Here is an 18161-nt window from a genome sequence, read left to right as displayed (position 1 = left end):
AGCCCTTGGAACTCGTCAATGGCAGAAATTGCTAGTTTTTCGCATCCACCATGCATAAATCGACGTTGATCGGCGGAGTCTCTGAAAACATGTTTAACGTATAAAATTTCTTCTTATGACTCCACTTCCAGTCATGGTCATCTGGAAGGGATTCATATACTGGTTCACCTTTTCCTAAAATCTTTACAAAATAGTCCCTTATATCAGATGCAGACATTTTGGAGTTAAAACTGAGATAATCAACACCTTCGTGATTATCGCAAATGAACGACGTTTCCTTGTTTGTCTTATTGGCCTGGATGTCACTTGCATCGTCCGGAATTTTAACTCCGAATTGTTTCTCGGCACCGGCGATCAGATCAGTTCGTTGCTTCTCCAGATTTGCAAGGCGCGCGGCACGTTGTTCCGGTGTTTCCATAAAGACGTATCCGAGGCCGATTAAGAAAATCACCCCCAATGCCATTGCGACGAAGACCTTCGGCCTTGCTTGCCGCCATGCTGCGTCTTCCGCTTCCGCAGTTAGCCGTGCCCTCTCCTCTATATCTGCGATCCGAGCATCGCGAAGCTCCAATTCCGTGGCCTTCTCGGCTGCGATTTCAAGTTCTCGAGCGTGGAGTTCAGAAAGAGCACTTTCCAAGGTTTCGAAAGTGGCATCCCCAACCACGAAGCGATCAAAGACTGAATTGCGTTCCAAACCATACTTGGCGGCTAGCCAAAGCCGATATGGATCAGACGCAAGCTCTCTCGCTCCTTCAAAATCTGAATCTGCAGGAATCGCAGCAGGGACATCGGTCGGAGACAGTATCGCGCCACGGCCCCCAAAGATTGCCATCAGGGCTCCGATCAAAGTTACGAGCCCTGCAACGATCACATGATTCTGCCGACGCGCCATCAGGTCAATATTAGCGACGGTCCCACCTCCGACACTGCCGTAACCTGGGACATAAGTCGAAGTCGTCGACACAGCGACGTCCATGTTGAACGCGTAAAGCAGGTAGATGCAGCCGAAAGCCATGAGCCAGAAACCTAGAATTCTCATCATATCCCTCGGCTGCATCATTGACAGGGGTAAAAGGTAACCAGATGCGACAAGTATTTCAATAAGTTAATGAGTAATTATCCATAATTTTCTGAGCGACGTACCAATACTCTCTGCAACTTTCCTACATGGCCGAAATGTGGCTTATCCTTGGCGATGACGCTGAATCCTCTGAACCACCTTTCGGTTTTCCCGACCCCCACGGCGGCGGTCTTCGCTCCGAAATGGAAGATCACGCTCGCCAAAGTTGGGTTTGCGCAAGTCAAAGCGCGCGCGATGGGTCGATCTTGCGAGGCATGGACCGCCAACATCCTGGAAAATCGAAGTTCTTTCCGTTCTTTTCGGGCATCGCCGAATGCAGCCCTGACTCGGTTCGGAGCCCGGCAATGCGCGCACAAAAACCTCGTTGAGCGTCAACATCATGCGCGGTTTGCCCACCTTGCACAGCCGCGGCTGTGCAAGGTGGGCAAGCCGCCTCGGCTAGGCTATGGGCCGGCAATCGAACACGTATCACCCGAACCCAGCCTGGCCGAACTCGGCTGGAAGCCCTTCTTCGCCGCGCAAGTGACCGCCGACGAGGCCGCGAGCTGCGTGCCCGTCCGCGTAATGGCGGTGCATCGCGGCTGGCTGTCGATCGCGGGTGACGGGCCCGAGCGGATGATTCCATCGCCGCTCGCCGCGCCCGGCGAGGAAGCGTGGCAACCGGCGGCGGGCGACTGGTTGCTGCTCGACCGCGAAACCGGGCTGCCGGTGCGCGAACTGGAGCGGGCCAACCTGTTCAAGCGTCGCGCGCCGGGGGGGACGCGCAAGGTGCAGGTGATCGCGGCCAATGTCGATACGCTGCTGATCGTCGCCTCGTGCAACCAGGATTTCAATCTGGCACGGATCGAACGCTACCTGGTGCTGGCGCGCGAAGTAGGCGTGAATCCGGTGATCGTGCTGACCAAGGCCGATCTGGCCGATGCGCCCGAAAGCTTCGTCGAAGCCGCGCGCGGGCTGGAGCCGGGGCTACGGGTGGAACTGGTCAACGCGAAGGTTCCGGCCAGCGTGGCGCAATTGGCAGCGCTGTGCGGGATCGGTGAAACGGTAGCGCTGCTCGGCTCGTCGGGCGTGGGGAAATCCACGTTGGTCAACACCTTGCGGCGGTCGGACAGCATTGCGACGCAGCCGGTGCGCGAGGAGGACGGCAAGGGCCGCCACACCACCACCGCGCGCACGCTGCACCGGCTGCCCGCTGGCGGGTGGCTGCTCGACACGCCGGGGATGCGTGAATTGCAGGTCTCGGACGCGGCCGAGGGGCTGGCCGAAGTGTTCGACGACGTGACCGCGCTGGTGGCGGCGTGCCGGTTCTCGAACTGCACGCACCAGTCCGAACCGGGCTGCGCGGTGCGGGCGGCGTTGAAGGCGGGGACGCTGTCGGGCGAGCGGTTGATGCGCTGGCGCAAGCTTTCGGCCGAGGATGCCAGCAACACGCTGGATATTTCGCGCAAGAATGTCCGCTCGACCACGGGCAGCCGGCGGCGCTGATTGTTGAAAATACGGAGTTTTTATGGCCGACCTTTATCTGAAAGCGCTCGAAGCCGAACGCAAGCGCCTGTGGGCCACTTGCCGGCTGAAGGGCTTGCCCAAGGACACGCCCGAGCGGTTGCGGATCGTCGAGCTCGATGGGCTGCTGGCGGCGCACAAGGTGAAACTTGGGACCAAGCTTGCGGCGAAAACCGGAGCCAAGAAGCCTAAGTAATCACATCGGGCGCGGTGCGCCCGGTGTGGCGGGTGATCCCGGCAATGTGGTCCGCCGCCGCGACCAGATCGGCCAGCATCGTGCCGACATCGGAATCGAGGTTCCCGCTCGCCGGTTCGTAGCGTTCGAGATAGACCCGCAAGGTCGCGCCCTCGGTGCCGGTGCCCGAAAGCCGGAACACCACCCGCGATCCGCCCTCGAACAGCACGCGCAAGCCCTGGTTGGCGCTGACCGATTGATCGACCGGGTCGAGATACGAAAAGCTGTCGGCGGTCTGGATGACCAGCGGACCGAATGCCTGCCCGGCCAGCGTGGGCAGCGCGCCGGTCAGTTCGGCCATCAGCGCATCGGCATTGGCGGTCTCGATCCCCTCGTAATCGTGCCGCGCGTAGTAGTTGCGCCCGTACCGCGCCCAATGTTCGCGCGCCAGTTGATCGGCGCTGATCCCGCGCACCGCCAGCACGTTGAGCCACAGCAGCACCGCCCAGAGGCCGTCCTTCTCGCGAACGTGGTCGGAGCCCGTACCCGTGCTTTCCTCGCCGCAGATCGTGACTTTGCCGGCATCGAGCAGGTTGCCGAAGAACTTCCAGCCGGTCGGCGTCTCGAAGCACGGCACACCCAGCGCCTCGGCCACGCGATCGGCGGCGGCGCTGGTGGGCATTGAGCGCGCGATCCCGGCAAGCCCCCGCTCATAGCCCGGCGCCAGGTGGGCGTTGGCCGCCAGCATCGCCAGCGAATCCGATGGCGTGATGAAGCGGCCCTTGCCGATGATCAGGTTGCGATCGCCATCGCCATCCGAAGCCGCGCCGAAATCGGGCGCATCGGGCGCCATCATCAACGCATACAATTCGTGCGCGTGGACCAGGTTGGGATCGGGGTGATGCCCGCCGAAATCCTCCAGCGGCACGCCGTTGCTGACGGTGCCGGGCGCGAAGCCCAGCCGGCGTTCGAGGATCTCGGTCGCGTAAGGCCCGGTTACAGCGTGCATCGCATCGAACGCCATCGTGAACCCGCCCGCCACCGCGGCGCGGATCGCCGGGAAGTCAAACAGCGTGTCCATCAGGTCGGCATAATCGGCCACCGGGTCGATGACCGAGACGGTCATTCCGCCAACCGTGCTTTCGCCGATCCTGTCGAGATCGATGTCGGCGGCATCAACGGTATGCCAGCAATCGATCACTTGCGTGCGCGCGTAAATCGCTTCGGTCACGGCTTCGGGTGCCGGGCCGCCGTTGGCGGTGTTGTACTTGATCCCGAAGTCCTCGTCGGGCCCGCCGGGGTTGTGGCTGGCAGACAGGATCAGCCCGCCCGAGGCTCCATATTTGCGGATCACGTGGCTGGCAGCGGGGGTGGAGAGGATGCCGCCCTGGCCGACCAGCACGCAGGCGTAGCCGTTGGCGGCGGCCATGCGGATCGCTTGCTGGATCACGGTGCGGTTGTAGAACCGGCCGTCACCGCCGATCACCAGCGTCGAACCGGGCGCCACATCAGCGACATCGAACACCGACTGAATGAAGTTCTCGGCGTAGTTCGGTTGCTGGAACACACGCACTTTCTTGCGCAAGCCAGAGGTCCCGGGCTTCTGGCCGGCGAAGGGCGTGGTGGGTACGGTGATGCAAGGGGGCGTGGTCATCGGGTCTGCCTTGGCGAACGGTCGGAAAGTGTTGGAACGTCCCTGCTAACCCAGCCTGCGTGCGCGGCAAAGCTCGACTTGACAGCTTGCACGCGCCCGTTGATCGCTTGCGCATGAACAACGATCCCGCACGCATTCCCGTCGTCGTCGGCGTGGGCCAGATCAACGATCGGCCCACCGATCCCATGCTGGGCCTCGATCCGGTCGGGCTGATGGCCGCGGCCTTGCGTGAGGCCGACCACGATGCCGGGGGCGGGTGGCTGGAGCGGATCGACAGCTTGGCGATCGTCGACCAGATTTCGTTCCGCGCGATGAACCCGCTGCCCGACAAACTGGCCGATACGCTCGGCATCAACCCTGCGCATCGCTTCCAGACCCCGGCGCCGATGGGCGATAGCCCGGTGATGCTGCTGAACGAGGCCGCCAACCGCATCGGCGCGGGTCAATCCACGGTCTGTGCGGTGGTCGGTGCCGAGGCGCTGCGCACCGCTGCACAACGCGCCGCGCTGGCCGCCGGCAACGCCGCATCGGACCACAACGCCTTGCGCAGCCGCCACGATGCGCGCGCTACCGATATCCGCGCGCGCTACGGCCTGGTCGCGCCGGTCGACATCTATCCGCTTTACGAGAACGCCACGCGCGCCGCCTGGGGGCAGACGCTGGCCGAGGGGCAGGCCGAAAGCGGTGCGATCTGGGCGGGGTTCTCAGCCGTGGCCGAAGCCCAGCCCGGTGCGTGGTTGCGCAAGACGCGCTCTGCCGAGGAGATCATGACCCCCAGCCTCGATAACCGCCCGATCGCCTTCCCCTACACCAAGCTGATGGTGGCCAATTCGTCGGTCAACCAGGGTGCCGGGTTCATCGTAACCAGCCTTGCGACAGCGTGCGCGGCGGGCGTGGCCGAGGACCGGCTGATCTACATCGGCAACGGCGCGGCCGCGCACGAAAGTGACGACGTGCTGGCGCGCGATGGCTACGCTCACTCGGCCGGCATGCAAGTCTCAATCGAAACCGCGATGCGGATCAACGGCTTGTCGGTAAGCGATCTCGATTGCGTAGAGCTTTATTCGTGCTTTCCGTGCGTACCCAAGATGGCGCGGCGCGTGCTCGGCTGGCCGCTCGACAAGCCCGCCAGCGTGTTCGGCGGACTGACCTTCGGCGGTGGCCCGATCGGCAACTACATGAGCCATGCGGTGGTCGCGATGGTCCAGCAATTGCGGCACGCCGATAGTTGTTTGGGGGGAACCACAGGGCTGCTATTCGCCAACGGCGGCTTTGCCACGCACAACCACACGCTGCCGCTGTCGAACCGTCGCTTCGCCCATGCGCATTTTCCGCGCGACTTCGACTTCCAGCCCGACGCCGACGCCTTGCGCCTGGCCGTCCCGCCGCTCGATCCCGACTACACCGGCCCGGGGACCATCGAAACCTACACCGTGTTCTATGACCGCAGCGGCGCCGCTCGCGCCGGCGTGGTCATCGCGCGCAGCCCCGCCGGCGCCCGCTTCCTCGCCACGGTGGCGGAAGACGACACCGCCACGATTGCCTACCTTACCGACGGTACAACCGAACCCGTCGGCACACCGGGCATCGCCCGACCCGGCCCTGACCGTATGGTCCGCTGGCACATTGCCGACGCAGCATGATTTTCCTTGCGGCCGCCGCACAGCAAACCATTCCCTGACGCCGGGAACAGGCAAAGCCACAAGCCATGATCGCGTTCGGCTCGATGAGCATTACCCTGCTGATCGGTGTTCTCCAGGGCACAATGATCGCGATCCTGTTGTTGCGCAGCGCCGGCAATCGGCTGGCCAACCTCTACCTGGCATTGCTGATCCTGGCCTTTGCCGCGCTCATCACGCCCTATGTGATCGGGTTTGCAGGGTTTTACGACCGCTGGCCGTGGCTCAGCTTTGCGCCGTTTTCGTTGACGATGGCGTTCGGGCCACTGCTGTGGCTGTATACGCGTGCGCTGATCGGAATTTCGCCGGCGCGGGCAAGGCGCCATTTCGTCCCGGTCGGTGTCCAGTTTCTCAGCCAGGCGCTGGTGTTTCCGCTGCCGCTCGCCACCAAGAACTGGTGGGATGCCACCGCGCACGCGCCCTATATTTCGCCGCTGTTTGAAATCGCGACGATCGTATCGATCGCGGTCTACGGCGCGCTCGCATACCGGCATTATCGCGCCTATGCGCGTTGGCTGGGTGATGCGCGCGCCGATGCGGCGGATTTCGACCCGCGCTGGATCCGCAATTTCCTGATCGCAATGCTGGTGGTGACGATCGCCTGGCTGGGCTTCGTGATTGCCGACTGGATCGACCCCACCCGCGACTATTTCGACCATTTCTGGCTTTACGTGACGTTCTCGGTCCTGGTGATCGCATTGGGCGTCGAAGGTTGGCGACACGCGCAAGTCCGCTTTCCGCAGCAGCAGTTGCCCGATGCCATGCCCGCGCCGCCTGCGGATCGGGACTGGCAGGCGATGGCGCAGGCCTGGGTCGTTGAAATCGATCGGGCGCAGCACTGGCGCGATCCCGATGTGACGCTGGCTTCGTTGGCCAAAGCGCTCGGCACCAATACCGTTTATCTGTCGCGCGCGTTCAACCTGGGGCTGGGCGAGAACTTCAACGCGGTGATCAACCGTCGCCGCGTCGCAGCGGTTCAGCGCACGCTCGCCGATCCGGTCGAGACCCGCGACATGCTGACGATTGCGCTGGAAACGGGCTTCGGCTCGAAGGCCAGCTTCAACCGCGCCTTTGTCGATTTCACCGGGCAGACGCCTTCGGCCTGGCGTCGCAAATCCTGAAAATCTTTGCGGCTTCAACAATCCGAGGCGATTTTGCGCGCCGGAATGGCGCATCCCGAACCTGTCGCTGTCGCCCCGGAGTCTTCACCATGCGTACCCTGCTTTCCCCATTAGTCCTCGGTCTGGTTTCCCTGGCCATGGCAACGCCTGCAATGGCGCAAGTGGTTGCACCGCCCGCCACCGCATATGCGCCGATGATGCTAAGCGTGGCCGCCGCCCGGGCCGATGTTGCGCTGTTGCGGCGCGCGCTGGAAACGATCCATCCCGGTCTGTACCGGTATCAGTCGAAGGCGACGATCGATGCCGCCTTCGCCCGCCTCGAACGCGCGACCGAACAGCCGATCGAGGCGCTGGCGCTGCACCGTGAGATCGCGCTCATGCTGGCCACGATCCACTGCGATCACACCAAGGCCGAATTGCCCGAGCGGCTGGCGGACTATCGCCGCACGCACCCCACGCACTTGCCCTTGCGCTTCCGCCTGATCGAAGGGCGGATGATCGTGACTGCCAACGATGGCCAGCCCGGTGCCCCGCCGGTCGGCACCGAACTGTTGCGAATCAACGACATGGCGGTGCCGGCCTTGCTGCTGAAGCTGGCGCCCGCCGTCGCTTATGACGGTGATACCGATCAGGCGATCGCGGTGAAGCTGGCCGATGACAGCGACCTGACCGGCGATGATTTCAACGAGTATTATCCCTTGTTCTTCGGCTTTCCCGATCGCTGGACGCTGGTGTGGAAGGCAATCGGCGCGCGTGTGTCGAACACCGTCGCGCTGGCGCCGATTGCGTTCGATCGCTGGATCAGGCTCGATCCGCCCGGCGCGCGCTATCGCAGCGAATTCTACAACGGCATCACCTGGCGGCTGGCCGGAAAGGTTGCGCGGCTGCGGATCGACACGTTCGTCAATTACCGCAACCCGGTGCAGCCGACCGCGTTCCTTGGCGGCTTCTTCCGCGCGCTGCGCGCTGCGGGGACCGATCACCTGATCCTGGATCTGCGCAACAACGGCGGTGGATCGGATAACGTATCGGTGGCGCTGGGGCGTTATCTGTTCGACCGGCCGTTCCTTTGGTCCAAACCGGTGCGGTACAAGGCGATCCGCTATGGCGATCTGCCCGATCACATCGAAAGCTGGGGGAACCGCAATGCCGTGTTCAATCCGCCCATGGCCGCCTTCGATCGGACGCCCGACGGCTGGTTCGATCGCCGCCCCGATCCCGCCGCCGATGAAACCGACGACGATGTGAGCACGATTGCGCACCTGCCGGCTGCCGCCGATCGTTTCGCCGGCAAGCTGACCATCCTGACCGGGCCGGACAACGGCTCGGGCGCGACGCGAACGATCGCGCAGTTGAAGGAACGGCGCGGCGCGGTGCTGGTGGGCGAGGACACCTCGGGCAGCGCCGAAGGGCCGACCGCGGGCCACATCTTCCTGCTGACCCTGCCCAACAGCGGCATCAAGGTGCGCGTGCCTAACGCGTGGAACCGCACCAATATCGCAAATTTCGTGGCCCGCCGTGGCGTGGCGGCCGATCGCATCGTGGTGCCCACGCTGGCCGATTTCCAGGCCGGCCGCGACTCCGCGCTCGAAATCGCGCGGACCATGCCACCGCCGCCTGTCGACGCAGCGGCAGTGTTGGCGGCGGCCTTGGCCGGCAACTGGACCGGCGCGCTAGACTATCGCGATTACGGCAACGATGGGCGGGTTGTGCTGCCGACCGTTCTGGAAACGCAGGGCCTGTCGCTGGCGTGGACGTTCGACGATGGACCCGGCAAGACCGTGCGATCGGCCGAGCGCTGGGCGTTGTCGGGCGATCTGAAGACGCTCACCCTGGCGAGCGGAGACGGGCTATCGACCGCGCGGATAGTCCAGTTGGATGCAACCCCGGCAGGCGGGCTGACGCTGGTCATGGAAGGTTCGGCGCGCGAGAACGGGCGTGCAGTGATGTCGCGGACGATCCTGACTCAGGCCGGCGATCGGTTGCGCCTGACCGAAATGACCCGCGCGACGGGCGAGCCCTTCCTGATGCGCCACAGCTACGAACTTGCCCGCCAGCCGGGCCGTCCATCGGCGACGAAGTGACCGGCGGCCGCCAGGCAGCCGCTGGGTTGCGCTCAATTGCAGGCAGGTGCGCCGGCAAGCAACGTTTCGCGATTGGCGCTCAGGTCCACACCCATCCGCGCCACCGGCTCGGGGCCCTTGCCCAGTCCCTGCCACAGCGCGGCGTTGAAGGCGGCGGTGTCGAGACGGTCTTCCTTGCTGAAGTCCTGGCCGGCCATGGCGCGGGCCCAGTAGGCGGCGTCGTGGGGGGTGCAAGCCTGGGCAACCGGGGTCGGTTCGAAGCGGTCTGCCGCGATCGGCAACCGGGTGGCCTTGAGCACGTCCGAAGCGGTGGCGTGGTAAGTCCAGGTGCGCTGGTTCAGGTCGAAGGATTCGGTCATCGGCAGCGCGAGCGCGGCGTTGAGGCTGAGCGGTTTGAGGCCGAGCAGGTCCCCGATCGTGCGGACCATGCTGACGGTGGTGTAGCGCGTTGAAACCAGAGCCTTTTGCTTGACGAATGCGCCGGCCACGAAGGCGATCGAACGGCGGGCGTCGACGTGGTCGGCGCCGTTCTGCGCATCGTCCTCGATCACGAACACCATGGTCGATGCGGTGAAGGGGCTCTTGGCGATCGTTTCGAGGACCATCCCGACCGAATAGTCGTTGTCTGCCATCTGGGTTTCAACGGTGTTCACGCCGTCGATCGCGGTCTTGAAATCGCCGAAGTGATCGTGGCTGAGGCGCAGCAGCGTGAGGCGGGGCATCGTGCGGGTCTTGGCCTGGCCGGCGAACTCGCGCTGCCATTCCAACAGGCGCCAATAATCGGGCATGCGCTGGTCGAAGCCGCGGAAATACAAGTCGCTGCGCGTGGCGAGCAGCCGGTCCGCGGGGGTCCAGATGCGGGTCTTTGATTTGAACGGTTCGCGCAACTGCGGCACGTCACCGGGCTTGCCTTCATCATAGACCGAGGCGTCGGCGAAGCCGTAATTGCGCACGGTGAGGCCGGCCTTGATCGCCGCGGTCCACAGGAAGCCCGCGCCCTTCGCGTCGTCATCATCGCCGTCTCCGTCCTTGTCGTCGGCGTCGGGGGCGGTGAGCAGCGCTTTGCCGGGCAGCAGGTCGGGGTCGGCGGGCGTGGCGGGATTGACCGCGCGACGTTCGGCCATCGTCAGCGCAGTGGGCACGTTGCGGTCGGTCTCCTCGGCCTCGTAGGCAAGGCCGCGCTTGGCGTAGTTGACCGGCGCGGTCTTCTCCAACGTGTCGGGCACGCGCGCGGCGGTGGTCCAGGTCCAGCCGGTGCTCGATTGTTCGCCGCTGTCGTAGAAATTGTCGAGCGTGACGAACTGTTCGGCCAGGCGGTGGTGGTTGGGGCTGAGCCGGCGGCCGAGAATGGCCAGCGAGGGATCGCCGTTGCCGACCGGAAGATCGCCCAGGACCTGATCGTACGAACGGTTTTCCTTCACGATAAACACCACGTGCTTGATGCGCGTGCGCAGTACAGCCATCGTTTTGGCAGCGGCGGCGCGGGCGGCCTTGTCGTTTACGCCAAGGTTGCTGGCGACCTGGACGGTGGTCTGTGCCAGTGCCTGCGCCGATGGCATCGGGAAGCTTAGCAATCCGGCCTTTTCGAGCTGGTAGATGTACTGGTTGTCCTTGCCGCAGGCGGTGCCCTGCGATTTGATCGAGGCCAGCCTGGGCTTGCAGCCCAGGGGATTTGGGCCGGGCGGGCTCTTGCGGTTGACCACGAACACGCGCGAGCCGGTTTGGTCGGTGGCCACGGCGCTGGGGTACCAGCCGGTCGGGATCATGCCCTCGATGGTGCCCTGCGGGGTTATCACGGCCAGCGCGTTGATCCCGCCCAGCGTGACGAGCAGGCGGCCATCGGGGGTGAGCGAGAGGCCGTTGGGGTTGAGACCCTTGCCGAGGGGCGTGGCGCCGTCTTCCGTTGCGACACTCAACCGTGGTTCGGCCACCAGCCTGCTTGCAGCGGGATCGACGATCGCGATCCGGTCGGCGTTGTCTTCGGTGGCGTAAAGGCGGTGAGTCTTGGCGTCATACAGCAGCGCGGTCGGCTCGCCCACGGTGGCGATGCGGCCGGTTACGCGCACTTCGTTGCCGGTAATCGAAAGCTGCACCAGTTCGCGGTCGCGCGGCGAGGAAACCGTGGCGTGGGTGGCATCGGTCCAGGCCACGGCGAAGGGGAATTCACCGCCGGGCACGCCGGCCTTGGCGGGATCGATCTTGCCCGGCCGCAAATCGCGCTCGGCCAGCACGGCGTTGGTCGAAAGGTCGATCAGGCTGACCGAATCGTTGTAGTAATTGGCCACCAGCGCGCGGGTGCCATCGGGGCTGACCGCGACGCCGGCGGTCTGCGGCTTGACGTCGATCCCGTTGCCCGCCTTGTGACCGAGCCGGATTCTGGCCGCAGCGTGGAATCCGTCGGGGCCGCGATCGAAGCGGTGGACCACGTCGTCCTCGCCGCCGCCGACCAGGATGCTCTTGCCGTCGGGGGTCCACGCCACGCCCGAATAGGCGTTGGGCACGGTCAGCGTCTGGACGAGGTGGCTTCCGCTCCCGGCGTTCCTGGCGCCGTCGATCGCATAGCGGAACAGGTACTGGCCCGATTGCTCGGGGATGACCTTGCCGTCTTCGCCGACGATGCGGTTGAAGCCGCTGGTCAGCACCAGCATCTCGGCGCCATCGGGGCTGACCGCGACGGCTGCGGCGCCATCGGCCTGCGTTTCGGGGAGCGGCCCGGTATGCGCGACGAGCGGTTCGAACGTGGCACCCGGCGCGGCCAGCGGGGTGAGCATCTGCCCGGTGGGGAGCATCTGCGCGGCGGCCGGCGATGTGGCCAGGCCGACGGCGGTGGCCAGGAGGGCGAAGCGAGCTTTGGTCAAGGTTGCGCGGGTGGTCATGGCGGCCCTCATCTGGTCGTTCGGGAAAGTGCTAGGCATCGTTTACGACGAAGGTGTGACGGTGTCGCGCGCGTCGAGGCGGGGGATCAGGCTGACGAATGTGGCACGGCCTTCGAGCCGCGCCTCGATCACCGCCAATGCGGCGCGGGCGTCGGCCGTGGCGCCGCATACGAACACGTCGATCGCGGCCAGGCCATGCTCGGGCCAGGTGTGGATCGAGATATGCGATTCGGCGAGCAATGCCACGCCGGTTACGCCGTTGTGCCCACCGAAGTGGTGGAGCCGCACGTCGAGCACGGTGACGCGCGCGGCCTTGGCGGCCTCGCGCAAGGTGGCCTCGATCCAGGCGACGTCGTCCAGTCCGCGCTTGGCCGCGATGTCGGCGATGAGGTGCTGGCCGCTGGCGGATGGTGATGCGGTCACAACAGGCTCTCGAACGGGTGGCCCAACGCGGTCATCGCGCGTTCGGCGGCGAGGACGCCACGGAAATGCGCTTCCTCGAACAGCGACAGCCCCGAGAGGTCCGAATGTGCGTGGAGCAGAGGCGGCGCGGTATCTTGCGCAGCGCGGCGCGCCGGGTCGGTGAGGAAGCCCGGCGTCGGGCGCACCATCGCGTGGCCCCAGCGCCAGACATCGATGTGCGTGATCGCGCCTTCGAGTTCGGGGTGCATCGCCAGCATGTCGTCGCGCACTTCGGCTTGCCAGGCGGAGAGCGGCTTGGTGAGCATAGCCTTGCGCGCCGCGGCGGGGGCCTGGCGTGAGAGCGCGTTGTACCAGGTCAGCACGCTGGGCCCCTCGGCGCCGCTCGCGGTCTGGTGCGTGGCGACGACGTAGCCGAGCGATTCGCTCGCCGCCGAGACGTTGTCCCATGCCAGTCCGGTGCCGGGGCCGGAGGGCAGCGCCGAGACGTGCACATTGGCGACCACCCATGGCGCGTAGCTGAAGCTCTTTGCGCTGATGCCGGGCGTAATGCGCGCGGCGACGAATTGCGGCATCGCAAGGATCGCGGCCCTGGCGCGGAAGCGGTGCGATCGGTTTGCGGCGGTGTCAAAGGTGTCGATCACCGCTTCCTCGCCCTCGGCGGCCGCGCGGAAAACGGTCTGGCCGGCGCGGATGCGGCCGTGGCAGGCGGCAGCCATGAGGCCCGCGAGCCGGTCGTTGCCCTCGGGCCAGACCAGTTCGCTGTCGCCCACGCCGCCCGCCGCCCAGCCGCGCCGGCCGGCAAAGTAGTGCACGCCGGCCCAGGCCGAGACGTGTTCGGGCTCGGTGCCGTAATCGTCGCGCATCGAATAGCGGATGTGGGCGCGCAAGGGGGGCGATCGCCAGCCCTTGCCGTCGAGCCATTGGGCGAAGCTGGAGCGGTCCAGCGCGGTGAACGCAGGATCGGTGCTGGAAAGCGCCATCGGCACCGCGAAGGCCGGGCGGCCATCGTTGCCGTTGGCGCGCGAGAACTGGGCCATTGCTGCCTCGAAGGCGCGATGCTGGGCCTGGTCTTCGTCGCTGAGGCCGGTCTTGGGAAATAGCCCCTCCTGCCACGATCCGCGCCAGAACAGCCGCTCCTCCAGATCGGCGCAAAGCTGGAATTCGTCGTAGATCGGCGCGCCCGATGCGTCCGCTCCGGTGATCATGCCGAAGCGGGTCAGCATGTGGATCAGCGCGCGCGCCTCGCGGTTGGGGATCGGCAGGTAATGCGCGCCGAGCGGGAAGCGCGTGACCGCGCTTGCGCCCGATCGCGCATTGCCACCGGTGCGATCTTCGAGTTCGAGCAGCACGAAATCATGAAAGCCCGCTTCGGCCATGCGCCATCCCGCCGCGAGGCCGGCGACGCCGCCGCCGGCGATGACCACGGCTGAGCGTTCTTCCAGGCCGGTCGGGGTGGGCAGGGCGCCCGCGCGCAAGCGGTGGCCGCGCGAGAAATCTGCGCCGCCGAGCGTACCGGGAATGGTGGTTGTCGCGCAGCCGCTGGTTGCCAATGCGCCAGCTGCAGCCGCGCCGCCCGCCAACACGCCCCTCCTGCTAACGGTCATTGCGGCTAACTGTCATAATGCGCCCATTCCTCGCCGAAGCTGCGGACCAGCGCCTGGTTGTCGAGCCGGTTCACCGGGGTCGGGCGGCGCGCCATGTCGGGCGGGAAGAAGAACAACAGCCGTTCGGCCACCGGGCTCAGGAAGCGCAAGTTGACGGGCAGGAAATGTGCGTCGCCAAGCGGTGCATGCGCGGCCATCGTAAAGCCCCATTCGCCGAAGCTGGGTACGTAAACGTGGTAGCCGCGTGTCGACAGGCCGGCGGCCTCGAGCGTGCTCGCCACCGTCCAGTACGATCGTGGGGCGATCAGCGGCGATGTGCTCTGGATCGTCAGCACGCCTTGCGGGGCGAGCAGGCGGTTCAGTTCGCGGTAGAAACTTTCGGTGTAGAGCTTGCCGAGCGAATATTCGGTGGGATCGGGAAAATCCGCGATCACCGCGTCGTAAGGGCCCTTGGCGCCGCGCACCCAGCGGAAGGCGTCGGAATTCACCACCGTCAGTTTGGGCGAGGACAGCGAGCCCTTGTTGAGCGAAACAAGTTCGGCGGTCCCGCGGAACAGCTTGGTCATCGCCGGATCGAGATCGACCAGCGTGATGTGTTCAACCCGCGTGTCGCGTAGCACTTCGCGCGCGGCGAGCCCATCGCCGCCGCCGAGAATCAGGACCTGGCGCGGATGTTCCACACGCGCCAGCACCGGCCACACCAGCGCCTCGTGATAACGGTATTCGTCGCGCGACGAGAACTGGAGGTTCCCGTTGAGGTACAGCCGCAATTCGCCGTTGCGGCGGGTCATCACGATCCGCTGATACGGCGTGGAGCGCGCGTAGATCACGCGTTCGCCATAGAACGCGATCTCGGACCAGCGTTGCAGCCGCTCGGCATAAGCGAGGCCGATCAGCAGGCTTGCCATCACCGCCAGCGCGGCGGCGAGGTCGAACGCGGTCTTGCGCGAGTGGCGCAGCACCAGCAGCAGCGCGATCGCCACGCCGACATTGGCCAGCCCGAACACCAGCCCGGTGCGGATCATCCCCAGTTGCGGGACCAGCACCAGCGGGAACAGCAGCGACGCCACCAGCGCGCCGACATAATCGTACGTCAGAACGTTCGAGACCAGCTCGCGGAACGCGAAGCGGTGTTGCAGAATGCGGATCAGCAGCGGAATTTCCAGCCCCACCAGTACGCCGATGATCGTGACCAGCGCGTAAAGCGCGACGCGGAAATCCTGGCTCAGCGGGAACAACATGAACAGCAGCGCCGCCGACCATCCGCCCAGCGCCGCGATCAGGATTTCCACTCGCACGAACACGCCGATCTCGTCGGTGCGGACATAGCGCGACAGCCACGAACCCAGGCCCATCGCAAACAGGTACGTACCGATCACGGTCGAAAACTGGGTGACGCTGTCGCCCAGCAGGTAGCTGGCGAGCGTGCCTGCAAGCAGTTCGTAGACCAGCCCGCACGTCGCCACCACCAGCACCGAAAGCAGCAGGATCACCGCGTGGCTGCGCGGGGCCTCCCCACCGTCCCGCGCGCCGTCTGGCGCGGCAGGATCACCCATGCACGGCGGCGGCGATGATGCTCGAAATGCCGATCGCGACCGCGCCCGCCAGCAAGGCGACCGCGGTGTTCTGGCGCTCGATGATTTCCTTCCACAACTCGCCCGGGGTCAGCCGGTCGACCAGCACGAAGCTGACCACGAAGATGACGATGCCCAGCCCGGCGTAAATCACCGTGGCAAGAAAGGTGTTGAGCGTAATCATGATTGCGTCTCCCTCATTTGTGCATCGGACCGCCATAGAAACCGCCGCCGCGTCCACCCGGGCCGCCGCCGCCGCTGGCGCCCGCGAAGGGCGACCATGCCGAATAGGCGGCCCAGGTCGCGCCGGTCCAGACCAGCGCACACCATACGATGAAGGCGATCAACTTGCCGCTCATGCCCTTACGCGCCCTTCATCTTGCGCCACGCGAAGAAGCACGGCGGCGCGAACAGCAGCACCAGCACGACCATGAAGTTGCCCCACAGCACACCTCCCGTGGCCGCGCTCAAGGTCAGCGCTATCGTCCCGGTGGGATTGATCGACCAGGGGTCGTCAACCACGGGTGACGGAGCCGTCCCGTCGCTCCACGCATGCGCAGAAGCCGTCATCACAACGTCGTAGCTGCCACGCGGCACCCGTGCGATCATGGTGGAAGTGGAATGCGAACCTTCGGTCCACGGTCCGTCGGAATCGGTACCGGTGTAGTATTCCAGCGTGTCGCCCGCCTCGATCGCCTGGTGAGTCCGGCGATCGACCAGGGCGTAATCGAGATCGACCCACTTGTTGGCGAATTCGTCGCCGGCGGCGCTGATCGTGACCGTTTGCCAAGCGCGCTTGACCTCGACCGGGCCGAGCGTGACCGTGCGTTCGGGTCCACCGACGCCCAGCGACAGCGATCCGGTCGCGGGCGTGCCGTGCCCGCCGAACGCGGCCATGGTGATGAACGCCAGCGCCGCGGCGAACAGCGCGGCAACGAAAGTCCAGCGCACGAACGGGCGCGGCGATGACCGGGTATCGGCGAAGTGGTCGATCGACTTGCCCGGCGGTGGCCCGCTGCTGCCCAGTCCGCCGCCCAGTCCGCCATCAGGGCGGCTGCCGCCGTCGGGGTTGATCCCGAACGCCTTGCCCACTCCGTCCGAATCGATCGGGTCGAGCGCGGTCCAGTTGACTTCGTCGCGGTTCTGTTCGCACGATAGCTGGCGGCTGCCCGACCAGAAGGTGCGGCCGGTGACCGTCTCGTCCACTTTCACGCGCCAGTAGAATTCGCCGACCACGCGGATGGTGACCATTGTCGCGGGATCGTCCTCGACCTCCCACTTGGCGTCCTGCCAGCGCACGACATCGTCGGACAGCATTTCGGGCAGGCTTTCGAGCGCGCGGCCGAACGTCCACTCGCCGTCAGCACGCACCAGCCAGCGATAGCCGGCGTAAGGGTTGAACAGCAGGAATTCGTCCCAGCTCTCGCCAGCGGAACTGCGCGATTGCCAGCCGATCGCCTCCCACTCGATCCCGGCGATCGTGCCGCGTGTGCCGAGCGGGATGGCGAGTTCTGCCACCGCCTGGTGGTATTGCGTGATCAGCGTGGCATCGGGGCTCGCGACGTCGATCACCGAACCGCAGTAGCGACAGGCGACGGTGGTGGTGTAGCCCGCCGCGCGGATCTCCAGCGTGCCGCCGCAGCCGGGGCAATCGAATTTCCTGCCGGCGATCATGAGATGCCCGTCGCGGCGAGGGCGGTCGGGACCTGCCAGCCGACGATCTTGCGCAGACCGACCGGCTTCAATTCATCCAACGTGACATAGCGCCCGAGCCATGCCGAAACGCCGTCCGCGTCGCGCTGGAGGCTGAGCGCGCCGCCGGCTTCGCTGCGGAAGTCGACGTTGGTCATCGTCCAGTCGGCCGGGCACGGGAACGGCAACTGGCCTTCGCCGCCGAGGCTGTGCGCCTGCTTGATGTCGGTGGCGGTGAAGTGAGCGCCCGACACAACAAGCGTGGCACCCAGCGGAATCTCGGTGCCGCTCGCGAACTGATTGCCGAGCGGGGTTTCGAGCAATTCGGGCGCTTCGGTGACGAGGACGTAAAGCCCCATCGCCTCGCCCAGCCATGCGGTTCCGGCGCCGACCTGGAGCAGCCATTCGTTCCACGAACCGTCGGTCCAGCCCCAGCGGACGCGGCCGATCACTTCGAAGCGCTGGCCATCCGCCGTTCCGCGCGTGCCGATCTGGATGGGCGAGACGTCGAATGGCAGGACCGCACTTTTGCCGATCGCTTTGAGTTCATCGCCTTCGCGCAGGATCAGCGTCTGGCAGTGGCCGCAGACCGCGTAGGGCAAGGCGGCGCTGACGAGCGGAACCGGCGCGCCGCACGATGGGCACGCCAATTGGGGGCCCGATGGTTCGGCGCTGGCCTCGCCTTGCACTGGTCC

15 protein-coding genes are annotated in these 18161 nt (G+C 65.5%); 5 read left to right on the top strand and 10 right to left on the bottom strand.

Annotation, left to right across the window (positions count from 1 at the left end; translation table 11 throughout):
• Positions 1-31: 31 nt before the first annotated feature.
• Positions 32-1057, bottom strand: coding sequence for a hypothetical protein (locus Q0R16_RS06725; RefSeq protein WP_295633940.1), 1026 nt, complete (start codon positions 1055-1057; stop codon positions 32-34).
• A gap of 444 nt (positions 1058-1501) precedes the next feature.
• On the opposite strand from Q0R16_RS06725, the gene rsgA reads away from it, so the two are divergent.
• A complete protein-coding gene (rsgA, locus tag Q0R16_RS06720) occupies positions 1502-2566 on the top strand; it encodes a ribosome small subunit-dependent GTPase A (RefSeq protein ID WP_295633937.1) in 1065 nt (354 codons plus the stop codon).
• A 22-nt stretch (positions 2567-2588) separates the two neighbouring features.
• The gene (locus tag Q0R16_RS06715; RefSeq protein WP_295633933.1) at positions 2589-2780 is read left to right on the top strand and encodes a hypothetical protein; all 192 of its coding nucleotides are present in this window, start codon (positions 2589-2591) and stop codon (positions 2778-2780) included.
• On the opposite strand, the gene Q0R16_RS06710 is transcribed toward Q0R16_RS06715, so the two are convergent.
• Positions 2773-4413: an alpha-D-glucose phosphate-specific phosphoglucomutase gene (locus tag Q0R16_RS06710; RefSeq protein ID WP_295633930.1), complete on the bottom strand. Its 1641-nt coding sequence runs from the start codon at positions 4411-4413 to the stop codon at positions 2773-2775. The two genes, Q0R16_RS06715 and Q0R16_RS06710, sit on opposite strands and share 8 nt — an antisense overlap.
• A gap of 113 nt (positions 4414-4526) precedes the next feature.
• Between Q0R16_RS06710 and Q0R16_RS06705 the strand changes: the two genes are divergently transcribed.
• From Q0R16_RS06705 to Q0R16_RS06695, 3 genes are all read left to right on the top strand, one after another.
• Positions 4527-6056 (top strand): acetyl-CoA acetyltransferase, encoded by a 1530-nt coding sequence (locus tag Q0R16_RS06705; protein WP_295633927.1) that lies wholly within the window; start codon positions 4527-4529, stop codon positions 6054-6056.
• Between the two features lie 83 nt (positions 6057-6139).
• Entirely contained in the window at positions 6140-7213 is a 1074-nt protein-coding gene (locus Q0R16_RS06700) for a helix-turn-helix domain-containing protein (protein ID WP_295633924.1), read from the top strand.
• A gap of 137 nt (positions 7214-7350) precedes the next feature.
• On the top strand, positions 7351-9297 hold the full coding sequence (locus Q0R16_RS06695; protein ID WP_295633921.1) for a S41 family peptidase: 1947 nt from the start codon (positions 7351-7353) through the stop codon (positions 9295-9297).
• Positions 9298-9329: 32 nt separating this feature from the next.
• Here the strand turns inward: Q0R16_RS06695 and Q0R16_RS06690 are convergent, their stop codons facing one another.
• The 8 genes from Q0R16_RS06690 to Q0R16_RS06655 are packed head-to-tail and all read right to left on the bottom strand — an operon-like array spanning position 9330 to position 18155.
• Entirely contained in the window at positions 9330-12173 is a 2844-nt protein-coding gene (locus tag Q0R16_RS06690; RefSeq protein ID WP_295633918.1) for a bifunctional YncE family protein/alkaline phosphatase family protein, read from the bottom strand.
• A 42-nt stretch (positions 12174-12215) separates the two neighbouring features.
• Positions 12216-12596, bottom strand: coding sequence for an adenosylmethionine decarboxylase (gene speD / locus Q0R16_RS06685; protein ID WP_295633915.1), 381 nt, complete (start codon positions 12594-12596; stop codon positions 12216-12218).
• Positions 12593-14200 carry an NAD(P)-binding protein gene (locus Q0R16_RS06680; RefSeq protein WP_295633912.1) on the bottom strand — a complete coding sequence of 536 codons (1608 nt, stop codon included), beginning with the start codon at positions 14198-14200 and terminating at the stop codon, positions 12593-12595. The genes speD and Q0R16_RS06680 overlap by 4 nt, the downstream gene beginning before the upstream one ends.
• A 5-nt stretch (positions 14201-14205) precedes the next feature.
• A complete protein-coding gene (locus tag Q0R16_RS06675) occupies positions 14206-15756 on the bottom strand; it encodes a polyamine aminopropyltransferase (protein WP_295633909.1) in 1551 nt (516 codons plus the stop codon).
• The gene (locus Q0R16_RS06670; RefSeq protein ID WP_295633906.1) at positions 15749-15958 is read right to left on the bottom strand and encodes a DUF350 domain-containing protein; all 210 of its coding nucleotides are present in this window, start codon (positions 15956-15958) and stop codon (positions 15749-15751) included. The genes Q0R16_RS06675 and Q0R16_RS06670 overlap by 8 nt, the downstream gene beginning before the upstream one ends.
• A 13-nt stretch (positions 15959-15971) precedes the next feature.
• On the bottom strand, positions 15972-16133 hold the full coding sequence (locus Q0R16_RS06665) for a hypothetical protein (protein WP_295633903.1): 162 nt from the start codon (positions 16131-16133) through the stop codon (positions 15972-15974).
• 4 nt (positions 16134-16137) lie between these two features.
• Entirely contained in the window at positions 16138-17448 is a 1311-nt protein-coding gene (locus Q0R16_RS06660) for a DUF4178 domain-containing protein (protein ID WP_295633900.1), read from the bottom strand.
• Positions 17445-18155 (bottom strand): DUF4178 domain-containing protein, encoded by a 711-nt coding sequence (locus Q0R16_RS06655; RefSeq protein WP_295633896.1) that lies wholly within the window; start codon positions 18153-18155, stop codon positions 17445-17447. Before Q0R16_RS06655 ends, Q0R16_RS06660 begins: the two co-directional genes overlap by 4 nt.
• Between the last annotated feature and the right edge of the window lie 6 nt (positions 18156-18161).

This window comes from Novosphingobium sp. (assembly GCF_025351285.1).
GTDB lineage: Bacteria > Pseudomonadota > Alphaproteobacteria > Sphingomonadales > Sphingomonadaceae > Novosphingobium.
This window is presented reverse-complemented; position numbering and strand designations above follow the sequence as displayed.

Excerpts from the sequence above, each read along its gene's own strand:
- Q0R16_RS06725 (WP_295633940.1), bottom strand. The coding sequence starts at position 1,057 with ATGCAGCCGAGGGATATGATGAGAATTCTAGGTTTCTGGCTCATGGCT.
- Q0R16_RS06715 (WP_295633933.1), top strand. The coding sequence starts at position 2,589 with ATGGCCGACCTTTATCTGAAAGCGCTCGAAGCCGAACGCAAGCGCCTG.
- Q0R16_RS06710 (WP_295633930.1), bottom strand. The coding sequence starts at position 4,413 with ATGACCACGCCCCCTTGCATCACCGTACCCACCACGCCCTTCGCCGGC.
- Q0R16_RS06705 (WP_295633927.1), top strand. The coding sequence starts at position 4,527 with ATGAACAACGATCCCGCACGCATTCCCGTCGTCGTCGGCGTGGGCCAG.
- Q0R16_RS06700 (WP_295633924.1), top strand. The coding sequence starts at position 6,140 with ATGAGCATTACCCTGCTGATCGGTGTTCTCCAGGGCACAATGATCGCG.
- Q0R16_RS06695 (WP_295633921.1), top strand. The coding sequence starts at position 7,351 with ATGGCAACGCCTGCAATGGCGCAAGTGGTTGCACCGCCCGCCACCGCA.
- Q0R16_RS06690 (WP_295633918.1), bottom strand. The coding sequence starts at position 12,173 with ATGACCACCCGCGCAACCTTGACCAAAGCTCGCTTCGCCCTCCTGGCC.
- Q0R16_RS06680 (WP_295633912.1), bottom strand. The coding sequence starts at position 14,200 with ATGACCGTTAGCAGGAGGGGCGTGTTGGCGGGCGGCGCGGCTGCAGCT.
- Q0R16_RS06675 (WP_295633909.1), bottom strand. The coding sequence starts at position 15,756 with ATGGGTGATCCTGCCGCGCCAGACGGCGCGCGGGACGGTGGGGAGGCC.
- Q0R16_RS06670 (WP_295633906.1), bottom strand. The coding sequence starts at position 15,958 with ATGATTACGCTCAACACCTTTCTTGCCACGGTGATTTACGCCGGGCTG.
- Q0R16_RS06665 (WP_295633903.1), bottom strand. The coding sequence starts at position 16,133 with ATGAGCGGCAAGTTGATCGCCTTCATCGTATGGTGTGCGCTGGTCTGG.
- Q0R16_RS06660 (WP_295633900.1), bottom strand. The coding sequence starts at position 17,448 with ATGATCGCCGGCAGGAAATTCGATTGCCCCGGCTGCGGCGGCACGCTG.